Source organism: Pseudomonas sp. 2835 (assembly GCF_050435905.1).
Taxonomy (GTDB): Bacteria; Pseudomonadota; Gammaproteobacteria; order Pseudomonadales; family Pseudomonadaceae; genus Aquipseudomonas.
Genome location: NZ_JBNDLE010000009.1, coordinates 31,376 through 51,987, shown reverse-complemented (window position 1 = coordinate 51,987; position 20,612 = coordinate 31,376). Strand labels below are relative to the sequence as shown.

The 20,612-nt window shown below is 62.2% G+C and carries 18 protein-coding genes and 1 tRNA gene; 2 read left to right on the top strand and 17 right to left on the bottom strand.

The window, feature by feature from the left end:
- Window position 1: 1 nt before the first annotated feature.
- Window positions 2–994, top strand: coding sequence for an asparaginase (locus ABIE20_RS15040; protein WP_429505702.1), 993 nt, complete (start codon window positions 2–4; stop codon window positions 992–994).
- 6 nt (window positions 995–1,000) lie between these two features.
- On the opposite strand, the gene ABIE20_RS15035 is transcribed toward ABIE20_RS15040, so the two are convergent.
- The 9 genes from ABIE20_RS15035 to ABIE20_RS14995 form a co-directional block, all read right to left on the bottom strand.
- A tRNA-Sec gene (locus ABIE20_RS15035) sits at window positions 1,001–1,096 on the bottom strand.
- 9 nt (window positions 1,097–1,105) lie between these two features.
- Window positions 1,106–3,025 (bottom strand): selenocysteine-specific translation elongation factor, encoded by a 1,920-nt coding sequence (gene selB / locus ABIE20_RS15030; RefSeq protein WP_429505872.1) that lies wholly within the window; start codon window positions 3,023–3,025, stop codon window positions 1,106–1,108.
- Window positions 3,022–4,437, bottom strand: coding sequence for an L-seryl-tRNA(Sec) selenium transferase (gene selA / locus ABIE20_RS15025; RefSeq protein WP_429505701.1), 1,416 nt, complete (start codon window positions 4,435–4,437; stop codon window positions 3,022–3,024). The genes selB and selA overlap by 4 nt, the downstream gene beginning before the upstream one ends.
- Window positions 4,438–4,499: 62 nt before the next feature.
- A complete protein-coding gene (fdhE, locus tag ABIE20_RS15020) occupies window positions 4,500–5,423 on the bottom strand; it encodes a formate dehydrogenase accessory protein FdhE (RefSeq protein ID WP_429505700.1) in 924 nt (307 codons plus the stop codon).
- A gap of 4 nt (window positions 5,424–5,427) precedes the next feature.
- Window positions 5,428–6,081, bottom strand: coding sequence for a formate dehydrogenase subunit gamma (locus tag ABIE20_RS15015; protein WP_045200010.1), 654 nt, complete (start codon window positions 6,079–6,081; stop codon window positions 5,428–5,430).
- Window positions 6,078–7,028 carry a formate dehydrogenase subunit beta gene (fdxH, locus tag ABIE20_RS15010; RefSeq protein ID WP_429505699.1) on the bottom strand — a complete coding sequence of 317 codons (951 nt, stop codon included), beginning with the start codon at window positions 7,026–7,028 and terminating at the stop codon, window positions 6,078–6,080. The genes ABIE20_RS15015 and fdxH overlap by 4 nt, the downstream gene beginning before the upstream one ends.
- Entirely contained in the window at window positions 7,028–10,093 is a 3,066-nt protein-coding gene (gene fdnG / locus ABIE20_RS15005; protein ID WP_429505698.1) for a formate dehydrogenase-N subunit alpha, read from the bottom strand. Before fdnG ends, fdxH begins: the two co-directional genes overlap by 1 nt.
- Window positions 10,094–10,299: 206 nt before the next feature.
- Window positions 10,300–10,812, bottom strand: a complete 513-nt coding sequence (locus tag ABIE20_RS15000) for a single-stranded DNA-binding protein (RefSeq protein WP_045200019.1) — start codon at window positions 10,810–10,812, stop codon at window positions 10,300–10,302.
- 9 nt (window positions 10,813–10,821) lie between these two features.
- The gene (locus tag ABIE20_RS14995; RefSeq protein ID WP_045200021.1) at window positions 10,822–12,216 is read right to left on the bottom strand and encodes an MFS transporter; all 1,395 of its coding nucleotides are present in this window, start codon (window positions 12,214–12,216) and stop codon (window positions 10,822–10,824) included.
- A gap of 129 nt (window positions 12,217–12,345) precedes the next feature.
- On the opposite strand from ABIE20_RS14995, the gene uvrA reads away from it, so the two are divergent.
- Window positions 12,346–15,180, top strand: coding sequence for an excinuclease ABC subunit UvrA (gene uvrA, locus ABIE20_RS14990; protein WP_429505697.1), 2,835 nt, complete (start codon window positions 12,346–12,348; stop codon window positions 15,178–15,180).
- Between the two features lie 61 nt (window positions 15,181–15,241).
- Here uvrA and bfr read toward each other — a convergent pair whose 3' ends face one another.
- The 8 genes from bfr to rpmJ form a co-directional block, all read right to left on the bottom strand.
- The gene (bfr, locus tag ABIE20_RS14985; protein ID WP_045200027.1) at window positions 15,242–15,706 is read right to left on the bottom strand and encodes a bacterioferritin; all 465 of its coding nucleotides are present in this window, start codon (window positions 15,704–15,706) and stop codon (window positions 15,242–15,244) included.
- Window positions 15,707–15,861: 155 nt separating this feature from the next.
- A complete protein-coding gene (locus ABIE20_RS14980; protein WP_429505696.1) occupies window positions 15,862–17,310 on the bottom strand; it encodes a catalase in 1,449 nt (482 codons plus the stop codon).
- A gap of 171 nt (window positions 17,311–17,481) precedes the next feature.
- The gene (rplQ, locus tag ABIE20_RS14975; RefSeq protein WP_002555463.1) at window positions 17,482–17,868 is read right to left on the bottom strand and encodes a 50S ribosomal protein L17; all 387 of its coding nucleotides are present in this window, start codon (window positions 17,866–17,868) and stop codon (window positions 17,482–17,484) included.
- A 43-nt stretch (window positions 17,869–17,911) separates the two neighbouring features.
- Entirely contained in the window at window positions 17,912–18,913 is a 1,002-nt protein-coding gene (locus ABIE20_RS14970) for a DNA-directed RNA polymerase subunit alpha (protein WP_003186012.1), read from the bottom strand.
- Window positions 18,914–18,935: 22 nt separating this feature from the next.
- Window positions 18,936–19,556 carry a 30S ribosomal protein S4 gene (rpsD, locus tag ABIE20_RS14965; RefSeq protein ID WP_010220321.1) on the bottom strand — a complete coding sequence of 207 codons (621 nt, stop codon included), beginning with the start codon at window positions 19,554–19,556 and terminating at the stop codon, window positions 18,936–18,938.
- A gap of 15 nt (window positions 19,557–19,571) precedes the next feature.
- Entirely contained in the window at window positions 19,572–19,961 is a 390-nt protein-coding gene (gene rpsK, locus ABIE20_RS14960) for a 30S ribosomal protein S11 (protein ID WP_002555466.1), read from the bottom strand.
- A 30-nt stretch (window positions 19,962–19,991) separates the two neighbouring features.
- Window positions 19,992–20,348: a 30S ribosomal protein S13 gene (gene rpsM / locus ABIE20_RS14955; RefSeq protein WP_010220320.1), complete on the bottom strand. Its 357-nt coding sequence runs from the start codon at window positions 20,346–20,348 to the stop codon at window positions 19,992–19,994.
- A gap of 131 nt (window positions 20,349–20,479) precedes the next feature.
- Window positions 20,480–20,596 carry a 50S ribosomal protein L36 gene (gene rpmJ, locus ABIE20_RS14950; protein WP_002555468.1) on the bottom strand — a complete coding sequence of 39 codons (117 nt, stop codon included), beginning with the start codon at window positions 20,594–20,596 and terminating at the stop codon, window positions 20,480–20,482.
- Window positions 20,597–20,612 lie beyond the last annotated feature (16 nt).

The window sequence follows — 20,612 nt, the reverse complement described above, 5'->3', positions numbered from 1 at the left end:
CATGCGCGCCGTCAACAATCTTCTGGTGCTGTACACCGGCGGCACCATCGGCATGCTGCAAACCCCGCAGGGCCTGGCGCCTGCGGGCGGCTTCGAAGCGCGCATGCGTGAACACCTGGAGCAACTGGCCGACGCGCCGGTGTTGAATTGGCGTCTGCGCGAACTGCGGCCATTGATCGACAGCGCCAACATGCAGCAAGGCAACTGGCTGGCGATGCGCGAGGCGATTGTCGAGGCAGTAGAGCGTGATGGCCACGACGGTATCCTGCTGCTGCACGGCACCGACACCCTGGCCTACACCGCAGCGGCGCTGTCGTTTTTGCTGCTCGGCTTGCCAGTACCGGTGCTGCTGACTGGCTCGATGTTGCCCGCCGGCGCCCCCGACAGCGACGCCTGGGACAACCTCTGTGGCGCCCTGCGGGTGATGGCGGCAGGTATTGACGATGGCGTGCAGTTGTATTTCAACGGCCAGCTGCTGCACGGCGCGCGTGCTTCGAAGCTGCGCAGCGAGGCATTCGATGCCTTCGCCGCGCTGCCGCGTGAACGCGATGGTCAACGGGTGGAGGCAGTCCCGACCTGCCTGGATTATCGCCAGCCACGCCAGCCGGTAAACCTGATGGTGCTGCCGGTGTTCCCCGGGCTGCAGGTCGGTCATCTGCGCGGCCTGTTGGCCAGCGGCGTGCAAGGGTTACTGCTGGAATGTTATGGCAGCGGCACCGGGCCGTCAGACGATCAGGACCTGCTCGATGCACTGCACGACGCCCGCCAGGGTGGTGTGTTGATTGCGGCCATCAGCCAGTGCCCGGAAGGCGCGGTGCACTTCGATACCTACGCGGCCGGCAGCCGCTTGCGCGACACCGGCCTGGTCAGCGCCGGTGGCATGACCCGCGAAGCGGCGCTGGGCAAGATGTTCGCCTTGCTCGGTGCCGGGCTCGATGTACAAGCGGCGGAGCACTGGTTCGCCCTGGACCTGTGCGGCGAGCGCGTACAGTAGAAAAAGTGGCGGAAGGCAGCGGGAGTCGAACCTGCCCAGGAACGGCTGCCGTCCCCAACCGGGTTTGAAGCCCGGCCGCGCCACCGGGCGCGGTTGCCTTCCATGAACGGGTTACTGCCCCGGCGTCTGGGCCAGGGCATTGTCGGCGCGAATCTGGCGTCGATCACCGACACGCCGGGTCAGGCCGATGCGGTCGAAATACTCGAGGATCTGCACGCTGCGTTTGCGGCCGATCCCCAGCACATCGCGAAACGCCGCCACCTGCACCACCGGATCGTCGCTGGCCAGCTGCAAGAGCATAGCCGCCATTTGCCGGATCGTGGCCTCAGGATAGAACAGATCGCGCACCACCTGGTGCACCTGGCCCAAACGCCCAAGCTTGCGCAGCAACAGCCGCACCTCGGCCTCATCGACGTTAACTGATCGGGCCAGATCACGCACCCAGGGCGGATCGAAAGTGCCTTCTTCGAGCAACGGCTGCAGCTGACTCCACAGTTGCGAGTCGGCATCACTCAGGCGTATCTGGTGCCCGGGCAGGTGCAGCCAGGGCCCACTGCTGACTAACATGGCGCTGGCGAGCAGCTCATCTACCAGGCTGATGAAGGCCGGGCGCTCCAGGGGCAGGGCAACAAAGCGGCGCAGGCGATCGCGATCCGGGCCGAGCTGGTCCGGCTCTTGTTCATGGAACCGCGCCAGCCCTTCCAGCACTGCAGTCTGCAGTGTTTGCCAATGCTCATCGGTAAACAGCAGCGGGCCTTGGCGGGTGGCGATTACCTGGACATTGGCGGGTAGCAGCCAGCTGCTGCGCAAGCGGTTGAACTGGCGCTCCAGGCGCTGCGGATCGAGCCCGACATCGTCACTGGCAAGCAGGGCCGGCAAGGCCTGCTCCAGGCTGCTGGCGCCAGCCAAGGCCTGCAATTGGGCAATGCGCGCCTCGCTGCGGCGCTGGCGTGCAGGAGCGAATGGATCAAGCACACGGCCACCGCCGAGGGTGCGTTGCGCACGCTGGTCACGCAGTACCAGGCGATCGCCATGCACCGTCTGCACCGGTGCATTGGTGAGCAGTTGGGCGAACATGCGCTTGCCCGGTAGCACGTGCTCCCCCTGCAACAAAGCCACCCGGGCGGTGACATCCTGAGTACCCAGGTGCACATGCACCGGGCTGAAATGCTCGAAGGCGCGCAATTCGCTGGCCAGTAGCTGCAGTTCGATATCCACGCGCTGGGTCGGTGCATGCAGCCACTCGGCGAGCAGCCACTCGCCGCGGTGAATCTGCTCAAGGGCCAGGCGCTCGGCGCTGATGTTCAAGGCCACCCGCTGCCCGGCGCAAGCCTGCGCAGCGGCCTGGTTTTGCGCATGCAGGCCACGCACCCGCACCGGTTTGCCGGCTTTGCCGAGCAGCAAGGTGTCGCCCAGTTGCACGCGCCCGTCCAGCGCCGTGCCGGTGACCACGATACCGGCACCGGCAACCGCGAACGCACGATCGATGGCCAGGCGAAAGCCGCCCTGGCTGCTGCGCTGGCTAACCTCAGCCTGGGCCGCCAACAAGGCCAGGCGCAGCGTCTCGATCCCTTCACCGGTAACGCTGGAAACCACGAACTGCAACGCCTCCGCATAGGGCCCGGCGGCCAGCAGCACGCTGACCTGGGCTTGAACCTCCAGCACCCGTTGCGGCTCGACCCGATCGCACTTGCTGATCACCACCAACGCCTGGGGAATGCCCAGCAATTCGACAATCGCCAGGTGCTCGCGGGTCTGCGGCATTACCCCGTCATCGGCGGCCACGACCAGCAACACCAGGTCGATACCCTGGGCGCCAGCGAGCATGTTGTGGATAAAACGCTCGTGGCCGGGCACGTCGATAAAGCCGGTAAGCGCTGCGCCAGGGCTTAGCGCGTAATAGCGATAGCCGAGGTCGATGGTCATGCCGCGCTCGCGCTCTTCCCGGCGCTGGTCGCCCGCCTGGCCGGTCAGGGCCTCAAGCAAAGCGGTCTTACCGTGGTCGATATGTCCGGCGGTACCGACAATCACGCCTGCACCTGCGCCAGTTGCGCCAGCCACGCGGCTTCATCATCGAGCTGGCGCAGGTCCAGCCACAGGGCATCGTCATCAATGCGCCCCAGCACTGGAATCGGCAAGGCCCGCAGTGCGGCTTCCAACCCGTGCAAAGAACGCCCGCGCAGGCGCTTGGACACCTGTGGGCGCACGCACAAGGCCGCACTGGGCAAGCGCGCCACCGGCTGGCTGCCACTGCCGATCATGCCCAGTGCGGGCTCTGCGCTGACCGTCCACTGTTCGCCCAGCTGTTGCGCCAACGCTGGCTGCAAGCGCTCGGCCTGCTGGAGAATCTCGGCCTGCGGCCGGGTCAGCAGGCGCAGGCTGGGCAGGCGCTCGACCAGTTGATCGGGGTTGCGGTACAAACCCAGCACCGCTTCAAGCGCCGCGAGGGTCAGTTTGTCGACCCGCAGGGCGCGCTTGAGCGGGTTCTTCTTGATCCGCGTGATCAAGTCCTTGCGCCCGACAATGATGCCAGCCTGGGGCCCGCCCAACAGCTTGTCGCCGCTGAAGGTGACGAGATCGGCGCCATCGGCCAGGGCCTGGCGCACAGTGGGCTCGGCCGGCAGGCCCCAGCGGCTCAAGTCGAGCAGGCTGCCGCTGCCGAGGTCTTCGAGCAAGGGCAAATCATGGTGATGAGCCAAGCGCGCCAGTTCTGCGGTCGGCACCTGGGTGGTGAAGCCCTGAATGCTGTAATTGCTGCAATGCACGCGCATCAACAGGCCGCTGCGCGGGCCGATGGCCGCCTCGTAATCGCGGGCATGGGTGCGATTGGTGGTGCCCACCTCATGCAGCTTGACCCCGGCGCGGGCCATGATGTCGGGAATGCGAAAAGCGCCACCAATCTCGATCAACTCACCGCGCGAGATGATGCCCTCCTTGCGCGCACCCAGGCTGTTGAGCGCCAGCAGCACGGCCGCGGCGTTGTTGTTGACCACGGTGACGGCTTCGGCGCCGGTGAGTTCGCGGATCAAGCCTTCGATCAGGTCGTCGCGGTCGCCGCGCTTGCCGCTGGCCAGGTCGAACTCGAGGTTGAGCGGGTAGCGGGCTGCCCGTTGTACGGCGTCGATGGCCTCCTCGGGCAGCAAGGCCCGGCCCAGATTGGTGTGCAGCACCGTGCCGGTGAGGTTGAAAACCCGCCGCACCTGACTGCGGTGCCGAACAACCAGGCGCTCGCCAGCGCGGCCAAGCAGCACCGGCGCGGCCAGTTCGGCAGCATCCAGCTGGCCGAGCCGGGCGTCCTCGCGCAGGTCGTCGAGCAACTGACGCAAGGTCGCCAACAGCGCGTCGCGGCCATAGCGCCCGGTCAGCGGCTGGCTGGCGGGGTGACGCAACAGAGTGTCGATGGAGGGCAGGCGGATCGGGAGCTTGGCGAGGTTGGACGGCATTCAGACGGTTCTCAACTTCAGTGGGCGCTGGCCATGGGCAAAACCTCAGTGTAGACCCGATCTCACTCCCCTCCCGGTGCCAGCAAAAGGTTCGGCGCCAGGCGCTGGAAGCCTTCCTGATCCAGGCGCAGGTCCAGCGCCAGGCTGGCGAGGTCTGCCGACAACGCTTCGGCATCGGCGTCGTTTTCCAGGTAGATATGCTTGAGGTAGGTGTTGCAGCCCGGGCAGCATTCGGCCTGCAACGGCGCCTTGGCGCTGGCGTAGCGGTCATCCTCGAAGCTGAAGTACTTGAGGCCCTTGCTCTGCTCGCAATACACGCACTTGACCCGCACCACATGCCATTCGCAGGCGCACAGCGAGCACACCAGGTAACGCAAGCCGTTGTACTTGCCGCGATGGCGGATGACCCCGGCCATGGCCGGCGAGCCACAGGCCGGGCATTGGCACAGGCTGTTTGCCGCTTTCAGCTCGACACCCTGCAGGCTCAGCAACCAATGACTCCAGGCCGCCTGCAATGCCGCGCCCAGGAACGGCACCAGCGCCGCCGGCACCAGGCTGTACGAACCTGTGAGCAAGGCGATGGCCCACAGTTTGCGCTGTTCATCATCAGCGCGCTGCAGTACCGACACGGCATCGGCCACGGCACCCGTCGAAGCCGGATAGCGCTGCAACATCGCCTGCAGATAAACCAGCCAATGCCCCTCGCGCACCAGGCTGTCGGCCGCCAGCGGTGGCAAGCCGTGCTCGACACACAGACGCTGGCGCTCGGTGTCGCTGGGGGCTGCGGCAGGCGGCTGGTCGAGCAGGCTCTGTTGTACCTGGCACAAGCCGGCGATCAGGCGCAGGTAGTCCGCCAGCGGACTGCACCCGGCCAATTGCTCCAGGCGCTGCGCACGCAGGGCGAACAGGTTCCTCGGCGGCAGGTAGAGAAACGGCGGCGTGCTGGCCGCCGCTTCGATCTGCCCGGGTTCAAGAAGGGTACTCAAGCGCTCATCCTTTTTTATTGATCGGCGGTGGCGGCTGTTTGTCGCCGGTCACCTCCCGATACCACAGCTCATGGTGTTTTTTCGCCCAGGCGCGGCTGACCCAGCCATGCAGCATGGCGCTGACCGAACCCTTGATCCAGATCCCGGCGTAAATATGGACGATGATGCTCAGCACCAGCACGAACGCCGCCAGGGCATGCGCCAGGGTCGCCAGGCGAATCGAACCGATGCCGAAATAACTGCTGAAGTAGGCTCGCCAGATCACCACGCCGCTGATCAACAGCACCAGCATGCACAGCAGCAAAGTCCAGAACAGCAGCTTCTGCCCGGGGTTGTACTTGCCGATTGGCGGCACGCCCTCCTCCTCGTTGCGCATCACCCGGTCGATGCGCTTGAGCCACAGGCGGTCGTTGGCGATAAAGTAGTTCGCCCGCCAGAAACGCAGCACCAGGCCAACAAAGAACACGAACATCAACACGCCCATGAACGGGTGCAAAATCCGTGTCCACGGCCCGCCGCCGAACAGATGGCTGAGCCAGAACAGCGCCGGGTGAAACAGCGCCAGCCCCGACAACCCGGCCATGATGAACAGGATCGCCACCAGCCAGTGGTTGGTCCGCTCGTTGGCGTTGTAGCGCAGGATAGGTTTGTCGTTCATGGTCGCTCCTCCCCTTGCCCGCCCGGCCGGTTCGGGTCATAAACGTGCACCGCCGGGTCGACCACCTGCACGCTGGTATCCACCGGGCTCGGGTGTTCGTCCGCGTCGACCCGTTGCGGGCCGACGCGCACATAATGGAAGAACCCGGCCAGCACCGCCGCGCCCATGGCCAGCAGCGCCAGTGGCTTGGTCACGCCTTTCCACAGGCCTACCAGCGGGCTGATGACCGGCTGGTCCGGCAGGCCCGCGTATAAGCGCGGCGTATCGGCGTGGTGCAGCACGTACATCACGTGGGTACCGCCAACGCCGTCCGGGTCGTACAGGCCGGCCTGGTCGAAACCGCGCGACTTGAGGTCGACGATGCGCTCGGCAGCATGCTCCTTCATGTCCTGCTTGCTGCCAAAGACGATGGCGCCGGTCGGGCAGGTTTTCACACAGGCCGGCTCCAGCCCCACCGACACCCGGTCGGAACACAAGGTGCATTTGTAAGCCTTGTGGTCCTTCTGCGAAATTCGCGGGATGTTGAACGGGCAGCCGGTGATGCAGTAGCCGCAGCCGATGCAGTGGTCCTGATTGAAGTCGACGATGCCGTTGGCATGCTTGATGATCGCCCCCGGGCTCGGGCAGGCCTTCAGGCAACCAGGATCGGCGCAGTGCATGCAGCCGTCCTTGCGGATCAGCCACTCCAGGTTGCCGTCGCCGGTCTCGTGCTCGGTGAAGCGCATCAGCGTCCAGGTTTCGGCGCTCAGGTCCTGCGGGTTGTCGTAGGTGCCATGGTTGTGACCGACCTCGTCTCGCAGCTCGTTCCACTCCGAACAGGCCACCTGGCAGGCCTTGCAACCGATGCACTTGGTGGTGTCGATCAGCTTGGCCACCTCCTCCAGCTGGCGGATCGACGAGGGCGGCGTGGTGGTGGCCGAACGGGCGATGATGTCTTGGCTAGCCATCAGATTTTCTCCACGTTGACCAGGAACGACTTGGATTCCGGCGTCTGCGTATTTCCATCACCGAGGAACGGCACCAGGGTGTTGGTCAGGTAGCCGTGACGGGTACTGCCGGTGAAGCCCCAGTGCAGCGGAATGCCGATCTGGTGCACGGTCTGGTTGTTGACCTGCAACGGCCGGATGCGCTTGGTGACAACCGCCACCGCCTCGATATGCCCGCGTTTGCAGGTGACCCGCACGCGGTCGCCGGCGACGATGCCCTTCTCTTGCGCCAGCACTTCGCCGATCTCGACAAACTGCTCGGGCTGGGCGATGGCGTTGAGCTTGCAGTGCTTGCTCCAGAAGTGGAAATGCTCGGTCAGCCGGTAGCTGGTCGCGGCGTAAGGGAAGTCCTTGGCCTGGCCAAGGGTGTCCCACACCGAATCGAAGATCCGCCCGGCCGGGTTGCTGGTCGCCTGCTTGTTGTTCGGGTGCAGCGGGTTGATGCCGATCGGCGTCTCGAAGGGCTCGTAGTGCTCGGGGAACGGGCCTTCGTTCATCTTGTCGACGGCAAAGAAGCGCGCCACCCCTTCCGGGTTCATGATGAACGGGTTCATGCCGGCCTCTGGCGGCACGTCGGCCTTGTAGTCCGGGGTGTCGGTGCCGCCCCAGGCTTTGCCGTTCCACCACACCAGGCGCTTGTTCGGGTCCCAGGGTTTGCCTTGCGGGTCGGCCGAGGCGCGGTTGTAGAGGATCCGCCGGTTGGCCGGCCAGGCCCAGGCCCAGCCGAGGTTCTGCTTCATGCCGAACGGGTCGCTGTTGTCACGGCGGGCCATCTGGTTGCCCTGCTCAGTCCAGCTGCCGCAAAAAATCCAGCACCCGGAAGCCGTACTGCCATCGTCCTTGAGCTGGGCAAAACCGGACAACTGCTGGCCGGCCTTGAGGGTAACGCCAGTGGCATCGGTGAGGTCGCTGACGGCATTGCCGTTGAGCTCCCTGGCCAGCTCTTCAGGTGATGGTTCGTCGGCCACCTTGTACGGCCAGCTGAGGTTCAACAGCGGCTCGGCGAAGGCGCCGCCTTCGGCCTGGTAGCGTTTGCGCAGGCGCAGGAACAGCTCGCTCATGATGCGCACGTCGGTGCGGGTTTCCCCCGGGCCGTCGGCGCCCTTCCAGTGCCATTGCAGCCAACGGCTGCTGTTGACCAGCGAGCCATCTTCCTCGGCGAAGCAGGTAGTGGGCAGGCGGATCACCTCCGTCTGGATCTCGGCGCTCTGCACGTCGTTGAAGGGCCCGACGTTGCGCCAGAACTCCGAGGTCTCGGTGGCCAGCGGGTCCATCACTACCAGCCACTTGAGTTTGCTCAGGGCCGCAGTCACGCGGTTTTTATCCGGCAGCGCGGCAATAGGGTTAAAACCCTGGCACATGTAGCCGTTGACCTTGCCCTGGCCCATCAGGTCGAACATCTTCAGCACGTCGTAGCCGGGGATATCCAGCTTCGGCAGCCAGTCGTAGCCCCAATGGTTCTCGGCGCTGGCATTGGCGCCATACCAGGCCTTCATCAGGCTGACGTGGAACTTGCCGTAGTTCTGCCAGTACGACAGCTGCCCCGGCCGCAACGGCTTGAGCGCCCGCTTGGCGATGTAGGCGTCGTAGTCCTGCTCGGCATCGCCCGGCAGGGTCAGGTAACCGGGCAAGGAGTTCGACAGCAGGCCAAGGTCGGTAAGCCCCTGGATGTTGGAGTGCCCGCGCAGGGCGTTGACGCCGCCACCGGGCATGCCGACGTTACCCAGCAGCAGTTGCACCATGGCCGCACTGCGGATGATCTGCGCGCCGATCGAGTGCTGGGTCCAGCCCAGGGCATAGAGGATCGTCATGGTCTTGCCCGGTTGCGAGCAGGTGGCGATCTCTTCCCAGATCTTCAGCATGCGGTCCTGCGGCATGCCACAGGTCATGCTCGCCAGGTCCGCGGTGTAGCGGCTGTAGTGCAGCTTCATCAGCTGGTAGACGCAGCGCGGGTCCTGCAGGGTCGGATCGACCTTGGCAAAGCCGTCCTCGCCCAGCTCGTAACCCCAGCCGGACTTGTCGGTGTAGCTGCGCTTGGCCGCGTCGTAGCCACTGAACAGCCCATCCTCGAAGCCAAAGCCGGCTTTGACGATAAACGACACGTCGGTGTAATTGCGCACATAGTCGTGCTGGATCTTGTCGTTGCTCAGCAGGTAATTGATCAGGCCGCCCATGAAGGCGATATCGCTACCGGTACGAATCGGCGCGTAGTAATCGGCCACCGACGCGGTACGGGTAAACCGCGGGTCAACCACGATCAGCCGGGCCTTGTTGTGAGCCTTGGCTTCGGTCACCCATTTGAAGCCGCACGGGTGCGCTTCTGCTGCGTTGCCGCCCATCACCAGGATCAGATTCGCGTTGGCGATATCAGTCCAGTGGTTGGTCATGGCACCACGGCCGTACGTCGGGGCAAGACTTGCCACCGTCGGGCCATGTCAGACACGCGCTTGGTTATCGAACCCCAGCATGCCCAGGCTGCGAATGACCTTGTGAGTCAGGTAACCGGCCTCGCTGGAAGCCGCCGATGCCGCCAGAAAACCCGTGGTCAGCCAACGGTTGACCGTCTGCCCCTGAGCATTCTTCTCGACGAAGTTGGCATCGCGGTCGGTCTTGACCAGGTCGGCAATACGGTCCAGCGCCTCATCCCAGGACACCCGCGTCCACTCGCTGCTGCCGGGCTTGCGCATCTGCGGGTACTGCAGCCGGCTGGGGCTGTGGATGAAGTCGAGCAGGCCGGCGCCTTTCGGGCACAGGGTTCCGCGGTTCACCGGATGGTCGGCATCGCCTTCGATGTGGATGATGTTCTGCGCAACGTTCTTGCCGCCGTCCCCCTGGCTGTACAGGATCAGGCCGCAGCCGACCGAGCAATAGGGGCAGGTGTTGCGGGTTTCTTTAGTGTGCGCCAGCTTGAAGTGGCGCACCTGCTCGGCGAAGGCAGGTGTCGGGGCCATGCCCAACGCTGCCAGGCTCGAGCCTCCAAGGCCAACTGCTGCGACCTTGAAGAACTGCCGACGGTTGAGATCCATCGTGCACTCCTGATCAGGTGGTGGACGCCCGGGACGTGGCCGGCGTCTCTTGAACGATCACGGTAGCGGCAGATTGATGGCCGCCAACTGTCACTCTAGTCAAGATTCCCGAGAGCGGGATGAAAACGGATTGCCGGTCGGCAAAAAGCAAAACGCCCGGTGCGATGCACTGGGCGTTTTGAGGATGTTGCAGTCAGCGTCGCGAATCAGAACGGAATATCGTCATCGAAGCTGTCGAAGTCCGGAGCCGGCTGCGGTGCGGCCTGCTGAGGCGCCGGGCGCTGTTGCGGCGCGGACTGCTGTGGACGCGGAGCCTGCTGGCGTGGCGCCTGGTTGTAGTTGTTGCCGCCTTGCGGGGCGCCGTCCTGGTTCTGCGGGCGGCCGCCGAGCAACTGCATGGTGCCCTGCATGTCGACGACGATTTCGGTGGTGTAACGCTTGATGCCGTCCTTTTCCCACTCGCGGGTCTGCAGCTTGCCTTCGATGTAGACCTGCGAGCCTTTGCGCAGGTATTCACCGGCGATTTCGGCGACCTTGCCGAACATCGACACGCGGTGCCATTCGGTGCGCTCGACCTTCTGGCCGGTCTGCTTGTCGGTCCACTGCTCGCTGGTCGCCAGGCTCAGGTTGGTCACGGCGTTACCGTTAGGCAGGTAGCGGACTTCGGGATCCTGGCCGCAGGTACCGACCAGAATGACTTTGTTAACCCCACGGGCCATAACGTTCTCCTAGGCTTCGCACGCGGAGGAAGCCGGGTTTACCAGGCGTTCCAGGGTCGTGCGATCCAAAATTTGTGTATCAAGTTTGATATAGATGGCGGCTTCATCGGCCACCACCACTGCGTCGGTCACACCCGGGACGGCCATCAGCCGCTCGGTCAGCCCCGCTTCGCGTACCGCCTCGGCCGATAACGGCATGCGCAGGCTGGTCACGTACGGCGGTTCACGCATGCTCAGCGCCACGACCCACCACAGGGCACACAACGCTGCGCAGCCAAGGAACACCGTGCTCAGGCCACCGTGCTGGAACAACCAGCCACCGAGAATTCCTCCCAGCGCGGCACCAAGGAACTGGCTGGTGGAATACACCCCCATGGCCGTGCCCTTGCCGCCGGCGGGCGACACCTTGCTTACCAGTGAAGGCAAGGATGCCTCCAGCAGGTTGAAGGCGGTGAAGAATATCACGGTGCCGATCACCAGTTCGTGCAAGTTGTCTGCTGACAGCCAGAAGAATAGCTCGGTAAGCATCAACACACTGACCGCGCCCAGCAGGACACGTTTCATCTTGCGCTTTTTTTCGCCGTAGATGATGAACGGGATCATTGCAAAGAATGAAATCAGCAAGGCGGTGAGGTACACCCACCAGTGCTCTTCTTTCGGCAAACCGCCACGCTCGACGAAGGCCAGCGGCAAGGCGATGAAACTGGCCATCAGAATGGCATGCAAGACGAAGATGCCCACGTCCAGGCGTAGCAGGTCCGGATGGCGCAGGGTCGGCATCAGTGCTTGCTTGGCGACCCCTGACTCACGATGCTGCAGGGCGCCGTGAGATGGCGGCACGACAAAGGCAATGATCGCAATGCCGACCACGGCCATGGCCGCGGTGGCCAGGAACAACCCCGAAAGGCCGAAGGCACGGGTGACCAGCGGGCCGACGACCATGGCCACGGCAAACGACAGGCCGATACTCATGCCGATCATGGCCATGGCCTTGGTGCGGTGCTGTTCGCGGGTCAGGTCCGAGAGCAAGGCCATGACCGCAGCAGAAATCGCCCCTGCGCCTTGCAGGATGCGTCCGGCAATCACCCCCCAGATCGAGTCGGCCTGGGCCGCCAGCACGCTGCCCAGGGCAAAGATCACCAGGCCCAGGTAAATCACCGGGCGACGGCCGATGCGATCGGAAATCACCCCGAACGGAATCTGCAGGAAAGCCTGAGTCAGGCCGTAGGCGCCAATGGCCAGGCCGATCAATGCCGGGGTGGCACCGGCCAGGTCCATGCCATAGGTCGCCAGTACCGGCAGGACCATGAACATGCCCAGCATACGGAAGGCGAACACCAGGGCCAGGCCGCCTGCGGCGCGGGTCTCGCTGCCACTCATGCGTTCGCTGTGGGGATCGTGCATGGATAAACCTCGTGTGAACCGGCGGCGATTCTACCAGTCCCATCGCATAACGGCATATACGCGACGCTTTGCCGCGTAATGGCATGGAGCCGTATACTCAACCGTTTATGCCCGCCGAGCGAGGCCGCAGTGGACAAGATCCTGATTCGTGGGGCACGAACCCACAACCTGAAGAACATCGACCTGACCCTGCCCCGGGACAAGTTGATCGTCATCACCGGCCTGTCCGGTTCCGGCAAGTCGTCCCTGGCCTTCGATACCCTGTACGCCGAAGGCCAGCGCCGTTATGTCGAATCCCTGTCGGCGTACGCCCGGCAGTTCCTGTCGATGATGGAAAAGCCCGACGTCGATACCATCGAAGGCCTGTCGCCGGCGATCTCCATCGAGCAGAAGTCGACTTCGCACAACCCGCGGTCGACCGTCGGCACTATCACCGAAATCTACGACTACCTGCGCCTGCTCTACGCCCGCGTCGGAACTCCACGCTGCCCGGACCACGACATCCCGCTGGAAGCGCAAACCGTCAGCCAGATGGTCGACCTGGTGCTGGCCCAGCCCGAAGGCAGCAAGTTGATGCTGCTGGCACCGGTAATTCGCGAGCGCAAGGGTGAACACCTGGCAGTATTTGAAGAACTGCGCGCCCAGGGCTTCGTGCGGGCCCGGGTCAACGGCAAGCTGTTCGAACTCGATGAACTGCCCAAGCTCGACAAGCAGAAAAAGCACACCATCGAAGTGGTGGTCGACCGTTTCAAGGTTCGCGAGGACCTGCAGCAGCGCCTGGCCGAATCCTTCGAAACCGCGCTGAAGCTCGCCGACGGCATTGCCTTGGTCGCATCAATGGATGACGAGCTGTTCGAAGAGATGATCTTCTCCGCCCGCTTCGCCTGCCCGATCTGCGGCCATGCGATCAGCGAGCTGGAGCCCAAGCTGTTCTCCTTCAACAACCCGGCCGGCGCCTGCCCGACCTGCGACGGCCTGGGGGTCAAGCAGTTCTTCGACACCAAGCGCCTGGTAAACGGCGAGTTGACCCTGGCTGAAGGCGCAATTCGCGGCTGGGACCGGCGCAACGTCTATTACTTCCAGATGCTCGGCTCGCTGGCCGCGCATTATGACTTCAGCCTCGAGATCCCCTTCGGCGAACTGCCAGCCGAGCAGCAGAAAGTCATCCTCCACGGCAGCGGCAAGCAGAACGTCGACTTCAAGTACCTCAACGACCGCGGCGACATCGTCAAGCGCTCGCACCCGTTCGAAGGCATCGTGCCGAACCTGGAGCGTCGCTACCGCGAGACCGAATCGGCGACCGTACGCGAAGAGCTGGCCAAGTTCCTCAGCACCCAGCCCTGCCCGGATTGCCGTGGCACGCGCCTGCGCCGTGAAGCGCGGCACGTTTGGGTCGGCGAGAAGACCCTGCCGGCGGTCACATGCCTGCCGATCGGCGATGCCAGCGGCTACTTCGGTGGCCTGAAGCTGACCGGCCGACGCGGCGAAATTGCCGACAAGATCCTCAAGGAGATCTGCGAGCGCCTGCAGTTTCTGGTCAACGTCGGCCTCGACTACCTGACCCTCGATCGCAGCGCCGACACCCTCTCGGGCGGTGAAGCCCAGCGTATCCGCCTGGCCAGCCAGATCGGCGCCGGCCTGGTCGGGGTCATGTACATCCTCGACGAGCCATCCATCGGCCTGCACCAGCGCGACAACGACCGCTTGCTCGGCACCCTCAATCACCTGCGCGACATCGGCAACACGGTGATCGTGGTCGAGCATGACGAGGACGCCATTCGCCTGGCCGACTACGTCGTCGACATCGGCCCGGGCGCCGGCGTGCACGGCGGCCAGATCGTCGCAGAGGGGACACCGGCCGAGGTCATGGCCCATCCGGACTCGCTGACCGGCAAGTACCTGTCTGGGCGAGTGAAGATTGCCGTACCGGCCAAGCGCACACCACGAAATAAGAAGCTCTCGCTCAAACTCAAGGGCGCGCGCGGCAACAACCTGCAAAACGTCGACCTGGAAATTCCGATCGGCCTGCTGACCTGCGTGACTGGCGTGTCCGGCTCCGGCAAATCGACCCTGATCAACAACACCCTGTTCCCGCTCAGCGCCACCGCCCTCAACGGTGCCAGCACCCTGGAAGCGGCGCCGCACGACAGCTGCGATGGCCTGCAGCACCTGGACAAGGTGGTCGACATCGACCAGAGCCCGATCGGCCGCACCCCGCGTTCGAACCCGGCGACCTACACCGGACTGTTCACGCCGATCCGCGAACTGTTCTCCGGCGTGCCGGAATCGCGCTCACGCGGCTACGGCCCGGGGCGTTTCTCGTTCAACGTCAAGGGCGGGCGCTGCGAAGCGTGCCAGGGCGACGGCCTGATCAAGGTCGAGATGCACTTTTTGCCGGACATCTATGTGCCGTGCGATGTGTGCAAGAGCAAGCGCTACAACCGCGAAACCCTGGAGATCAAGTACAAGGGCAAGAACATCCACGAGGTCCTGGAAATGACCATCGAGGAAGCCCGCGAGTTCTTCGACGCGGTACCGGCGCTGGCTCGCAAGCTGCAGACACTGATGGATGTCGGCCTGTCCTACATCAAGCTCGGTCAGTCGGCGACCACCCTCTCCGGGGGCGAGGCGCAGCGGGTCAAGCTGTCACGCGAGCTGTCCAAGCGTGACACCGGCAAGACCCTGTACATCCTCGACGAACCGACTACCGGCCTGCACTTTGCCGATATTCAGCAACTGCTCGATGTACTGCACCGCCTGCGCGATCACGGCAACACCGTAGTGGTGATCGAGCACAACCTGGATGTTATCAAGACTGCCGACTGGATCGTTGACCTCGGCCCTGAGGGTGGTTCCAAGGGCGGTCAGATCATCGGTTTTGGTACCCCGGAACAGGTGGCCGAGATGAAACAGTCGTATACCGGCTACTACCTCAAGCCGCTGCTGGAACGTGACCGCGCCTGATTTGGTCCGCTTGCAAATGAAAAAGCCCCGCACTGGCGGGGCTTTTTTTGTTCCGGGAAAATTACATCTGCGATTGCAGGTAGTTTTCCAGACCGATCGACTTGATCAGGCCCTGCTGTTTTTCCAGCCAATAGGTGTGATCTTCTTCGGTATCGGCCAGTTGCAGGCGCAGGATGTCGCGGCTGATGTAATCTTTGTGCAGTTCGCACAGCTCGATGCCCTTGCACAGTGCGGCGCGCACCTTGTACTCCAGGCGCAGGTCGGCGGCGATCATGTCCGGCACGGTGGTGCCGACGTCCAGGTCATCAGGACGCATGCGCGGGGTGCCTTCGAGCATGAGGATACGACGCATCAGGGCATCGGCGTGTTGCGCCTCTTCTTCCATTTCGTGGTTGATACGCTCGTAGAGCTTGCTCAAGCCCCAGTCCTCGTACATCCGCGAGTGGATGAAATATTGGTCACGTGCCGCCAGTTCGCCCGTCAGCAACGTGTTGAGATAATCGATTACGTCCGGGTGACCTTGCATCGCCCTGCCTCTCCCTGTGTGAAAGTCATAGTTTGAACCAGGATGACCGGAAGGTCACTGAGAATTGGGCAAAAAAGTGCAAAAAAGCAGGTAAACGGTAGTGATATTCATTGAAAAACCGCCCAAATGAGGGCGGTTCTTCTTATCACTTCGACTTAGGCGAGATTTATGCCCAAAGCCTTGGCAATCCCTTCGCCATAGGCCGGATCGGCCTTGAAGAAGTGCTGCAACTGACGCTGGACCACCTCTTCAGAAACTCCGCCCATGGCGCCGGCGATGTTGCTGACCAGCAGCGCCTTCTGCTCCGGGTTCATCAGGCGGAACAGCGCACCGGCATGGCTGTAGTAGTCAGTGTCTTCACGGTGATCGTAACGATCAGCGACACCGTTGAGCGCCAGTGCCGGCTCAGCGTACTGCGGGGCCTGTTTCGGCGCATTGGCGTAGCTGTTCGGCTCGTAGTTCGGCGCCGCACCGCCATTGCTGCCGAACGCCATCGAACCATCACGCTGGTAGCTGTTCACCGGGCTGCGTGGGGCGTTTACCGGCAGTTGCTGGTGGTTGGTACCGACACGGTAGCGATGGGCGTCTGCGTAGGCGAATACGCGCCCCTGCAGCATGCGGTCTGGCGACAGGCCAACACCCGGCACCATGTTGCTCGGGCCGAACGCGGCTTGCTCGACTTCGGCGAAGTAGTTCAGCGGGTTGCGGTTGAGTTCCAGCTCGCCGATCTCGATCAGCGGGTAGTGCTTCTGCGACCAGGTCTTGGTCACGTCGAACGGGTTCTCGTCGCGGCTGGCCGCTTCTTCTTCGCTCATGACCTGGATGCACACGGCCCATTTGGGGAAATCACCGCGCTCGATCGCTTCGAACAAGTCACGCTGGGCGTAGTCCGGGTCAGTACCGGCCAGGCGCGCGGCCTCGGCAGGGGCCAGGTTCTTGATGCCTTGCTTGGTCTTGAAGTGCCATTTAACCCAGGTGCGCTGGCCCTGAGCGTTGATCAGGCTGTAGGTGTGGCTGCCGAAGCCGTGCATGTGGCGGTAGCCGTCCGGGATGCCGCGGTCGGAGAACAGGATGGTCACCTGGTGCAGGGCTTCGGGCGAATGCGACCAGAAGTCCCACATCATCTGTGCGCTCTTCAGGTTGCTTTGCGGCAGGCGTTTCTGGGTGTGGATAAAATCGGGGAATTTCAGCGGGTCGCGAATGAAGAATACCGGGGTGTTGTTGCCAACGATGTCCCAGTTGCCCTCTTCGGTGTAGAACTTCAGGGCGAAACCACGCGGGTCACGCTCGGTGTCTGCCGAACCACGTTCGCCGCCCACCGTGGAGAAGCGCAGGAAGGTTTCAGTCTGCTTGCCAACGTTGCTGAACAGCTTGGCGCAGCTGTACTGAGTGATATCACGGGTGACGGTAAAGGTGCCATAGGCGCCCGAGCCTTTGGCGTGTACGCGGCGCTCAGGGATGTTCTCGCGGTTGAAGTGCGCGAGCTTCTCGATCAGATGAAAGTCATCCAGCAACAACGGGCCGCGTGGGCCTGCCGAACGCGAGTTCTGGTTGTCGGCTACCGGGGCGCCGCTGGCGGTGGTCAGTATCTTGTTCTGGCTCATACTCTCTCCCTATCGGTCTTGAACGGCCGGCTAATCGGCTTGGGATGAGTATCGACCACAACTATGACAACAACAAATTCATTAGCTGATTCAGATCAATAGATTATTACAATACATGCGAGCACAAAAAACCGGGCGCTAGGCCCGGTTTCTTGTTACAGACTGTTCGCCTTACTCAGCAGCTTCAACCGAGCCACCAACAGGACGATCAACCAGCTCGACGTACGCCATAGGTGCGTTATCGCCAGCGCGGAAGCCGCACTTGAGGATACGCAGGTAGCCGCCCTGACGGGTGGCATAGCGCTTGCCCAGATCGTTGAACAGCTTACCGACGATTTCTTTCGAACGAGTACGGTCGAAAGCCAGACGACGGTTAGCAACGCTGTCTTCCTTGGCCAGGGTGATCAGCGGCTCGGCAACGCGGCGCAGTTCCTTGGCTTTTGGCAGAGTAGTTTTGATCAGCTCGTGCTCGAACAGCGACACCGCCATGTTTTGGAACATGGCCTTACGGTGAGAGCTAGTACGGCTCAGGTGACGTCCACTTTTACGATGACGCATGGGTTCATTCCTTACCAAACACTACGTTCGGTGATTACGACGATCAGGCAGTCGCCTTGTCGTCCTTCTTAAGACTTGCAGGCGGCCAGTTGTCGAGGCGCATGCCGAGGGACAGACCACGGGAGGCCAGAACGTCCTTGATTTCAGTCAAGGATTTCTTGCCCAGGTTCGGAGTCTTCAACAGTTCTACTTCGGTGCGCTGAATCAGGTCGCCGATGTAGTAAATGTTCTCCGCCTTAAGGCAGTTGGCCGAACGCACGGTCAATTCCAGATCGTCAACCGGACGAAGCAGGATCGGATCGATCTCGTCTTCCTGTTCGACTACCACTGGTTCACTGTCACCTTTGAGGTCGACGAACGCAGCCAGCTGCTGTTGCAGGATGGTTGCGGCACGACGGATGGCCTCTTCAGGATCCAGGGTACCGTTGGTTTCCAGATCAATTACCAGCTTGTCCAGGTTGGTACGCTGCTCGACACGGGCGTTTTCCACCACGTATGCGATACGGCGAACCGGGCTGAACGAAGAGTCGAGCTGCAAGCGACCAATGCTGCGGCTTTCGTCTTCATCGCTCTGACGCGAATCGGCCGGCTCATAACCACGACCACGAGCTACGGTGAGCTTCATGTTCAAGGCGCCATTCGACGCCAGGTTAGCGATTACGTGATCGGGGTTAACGATCTCGACATCATGATCCAGCTGAATATCGGCAGCGGTAACCACCCCCGAACCCTTCTTCGACAAGGTCAGCGTAACTTCGTCACGACCGTGCAGTTTGATAGCCAGGCCTTTCAGGTTCAACAGGATTTCAATGACATCTTCCTGTACACCTTCGATTGCCGAGTACTCGTGGAGTACACCGTCAATCTCGGCCTCGACTACTGCACAGCCAGGCATGGAGGACAACAGGATGCGGCGCAGCGCGTTGCCCAGGGTATGGCCAAAGCCACGCTCGAGAGGCTCGAGCGTGATTTTAGCGCGGGTTGGACTGACGACCTGCACATCGATGTGGCGGGGCGTCAGGAACTCATTTACCGAAATCTGCATGGATGCACCTATTTTCTAGCCCTTACTTGGAGTAGAGCTCGACAATCAGGCTTTCGTTGATGTCGGCGGACAGGTCGCTGCGAGCAGGAACGTTCTTGAAAACGCCCGACTTCTTGGCAGCATCCACATCTACCCACTCAACGCGGCCACGCTGGGCGCACAGTTCAAGGGCTTGAACAATGCGCAGCTGGTTCAGCGACTTCTCGCGAACCGCGACCACGTCACCCGGACGAACTTGGTAGGACGGAACGTTTACAGTCTTGCCGTTTACGCTGATCGCTTTGTGCGAAACCAGCTGACGGGATTCGGCACGAGTAGCGCCAAAGCCCATACGATAAACGACGTTATCCAGACGGCACTCGAGCAGTTGCAGCAGGTTCTCACCAGTAGCGCCCTTCTTGGAGGCCGCTTGCTTGTAGTAACCGCTGAATTGACGCTCAAGTACGCCGTAGATACGACGGACTTTTTGTTTCTCACGCAGCTGGGTGCCGTAGTCGGACTGACGACCGCGGCGCTGACCGTGGATACCTGGGGCTGCTTCGATGTTGCACTTCGATTCCAGAGCGCGAACGCCGCTCTTCAGGAACAGATCGGTGCCTTCACGACGAGACAGTTTGCATTTTGGACCAATGTAACGTGCCATTTATCTGTCTCCTGATTACACGCGGCGCTTCTTCGGCGGACGGCACCCGTTATGCGGGATTGGCGTCACGTCGGTGATGCTGGCGATCTTATAGCCACAGCCGTTCAGAGCACGAACAGCGGACTCACGACCTGGACCTGGACCCTTGACGTTGACGTCGAGGTTCTTCAGACCATATTCCAGCGCAGCTTGACCAGCACGTTCAGCAGCTACCTGAGCAGCGAACGGGGTGGACTTGCGGGAACCGCGGAAACCCGAACCGCCGGAGGTAGCCCAGGACAGAGCGTTACCTTGACGATCGGTGATGGTCACGATGGTGTTGTTAAAAGAGGCATGGATGTGGGCGATGCCATCAACCACTGTCTTTTTGACTTTTTTACGAGGACGAGCAGCAGGTTTTGCCATTTCTAAATTCCTGTCGATTCGCTGGTGCGATTACTTGCGGATCGGCTTACGCGGGCCCTTACGGGTACGCGCGTTGGTCTTGGTACGCTGACCGCGTACTGGCAGACCCCGACGATGACGCAGGCCGCGGTAGCAACCCAGGTCCATCAACCGCTTGATTTTCATGTTGATGTCACGGCGCAGATCACCTTCGGTGATGTACTTCGCGACTTCAGTACGCAGCGATTCAACCTGCTCGTCGCTCAGATCCTTGATCTTTGCGGCTGGGTTGACCCCAGTCTCTGCACAGATTTTCTGTGCAGTAGTGCGACCAACACCATAGATGTAGGTCAGCGAGATAACAGTGTGCTTGTTATCTGGAATGTTGACGCCTGCAATACGGGCCATTCAGTGGGACTCCAATTGACAGCTACCTACGCCCCGGAAGCCAAGAAATAGGGCGCGAGATAATATCGCTGTAGAAACAAATAATCAACCCAGCAGCGCACTAGCTGCTGGGTTTGTAGCGCAGATCACAATCAGCCTTGGCGCTGCTTGTGACGTGGTTCCGCACTGCAAATTACTCGAACGACACCTTCGCGGCGAATAATTTTGCAGTTACGGCACAGCTTTTTCACCGATGCACGAACTTTCATCACCAACTCCTCGAAC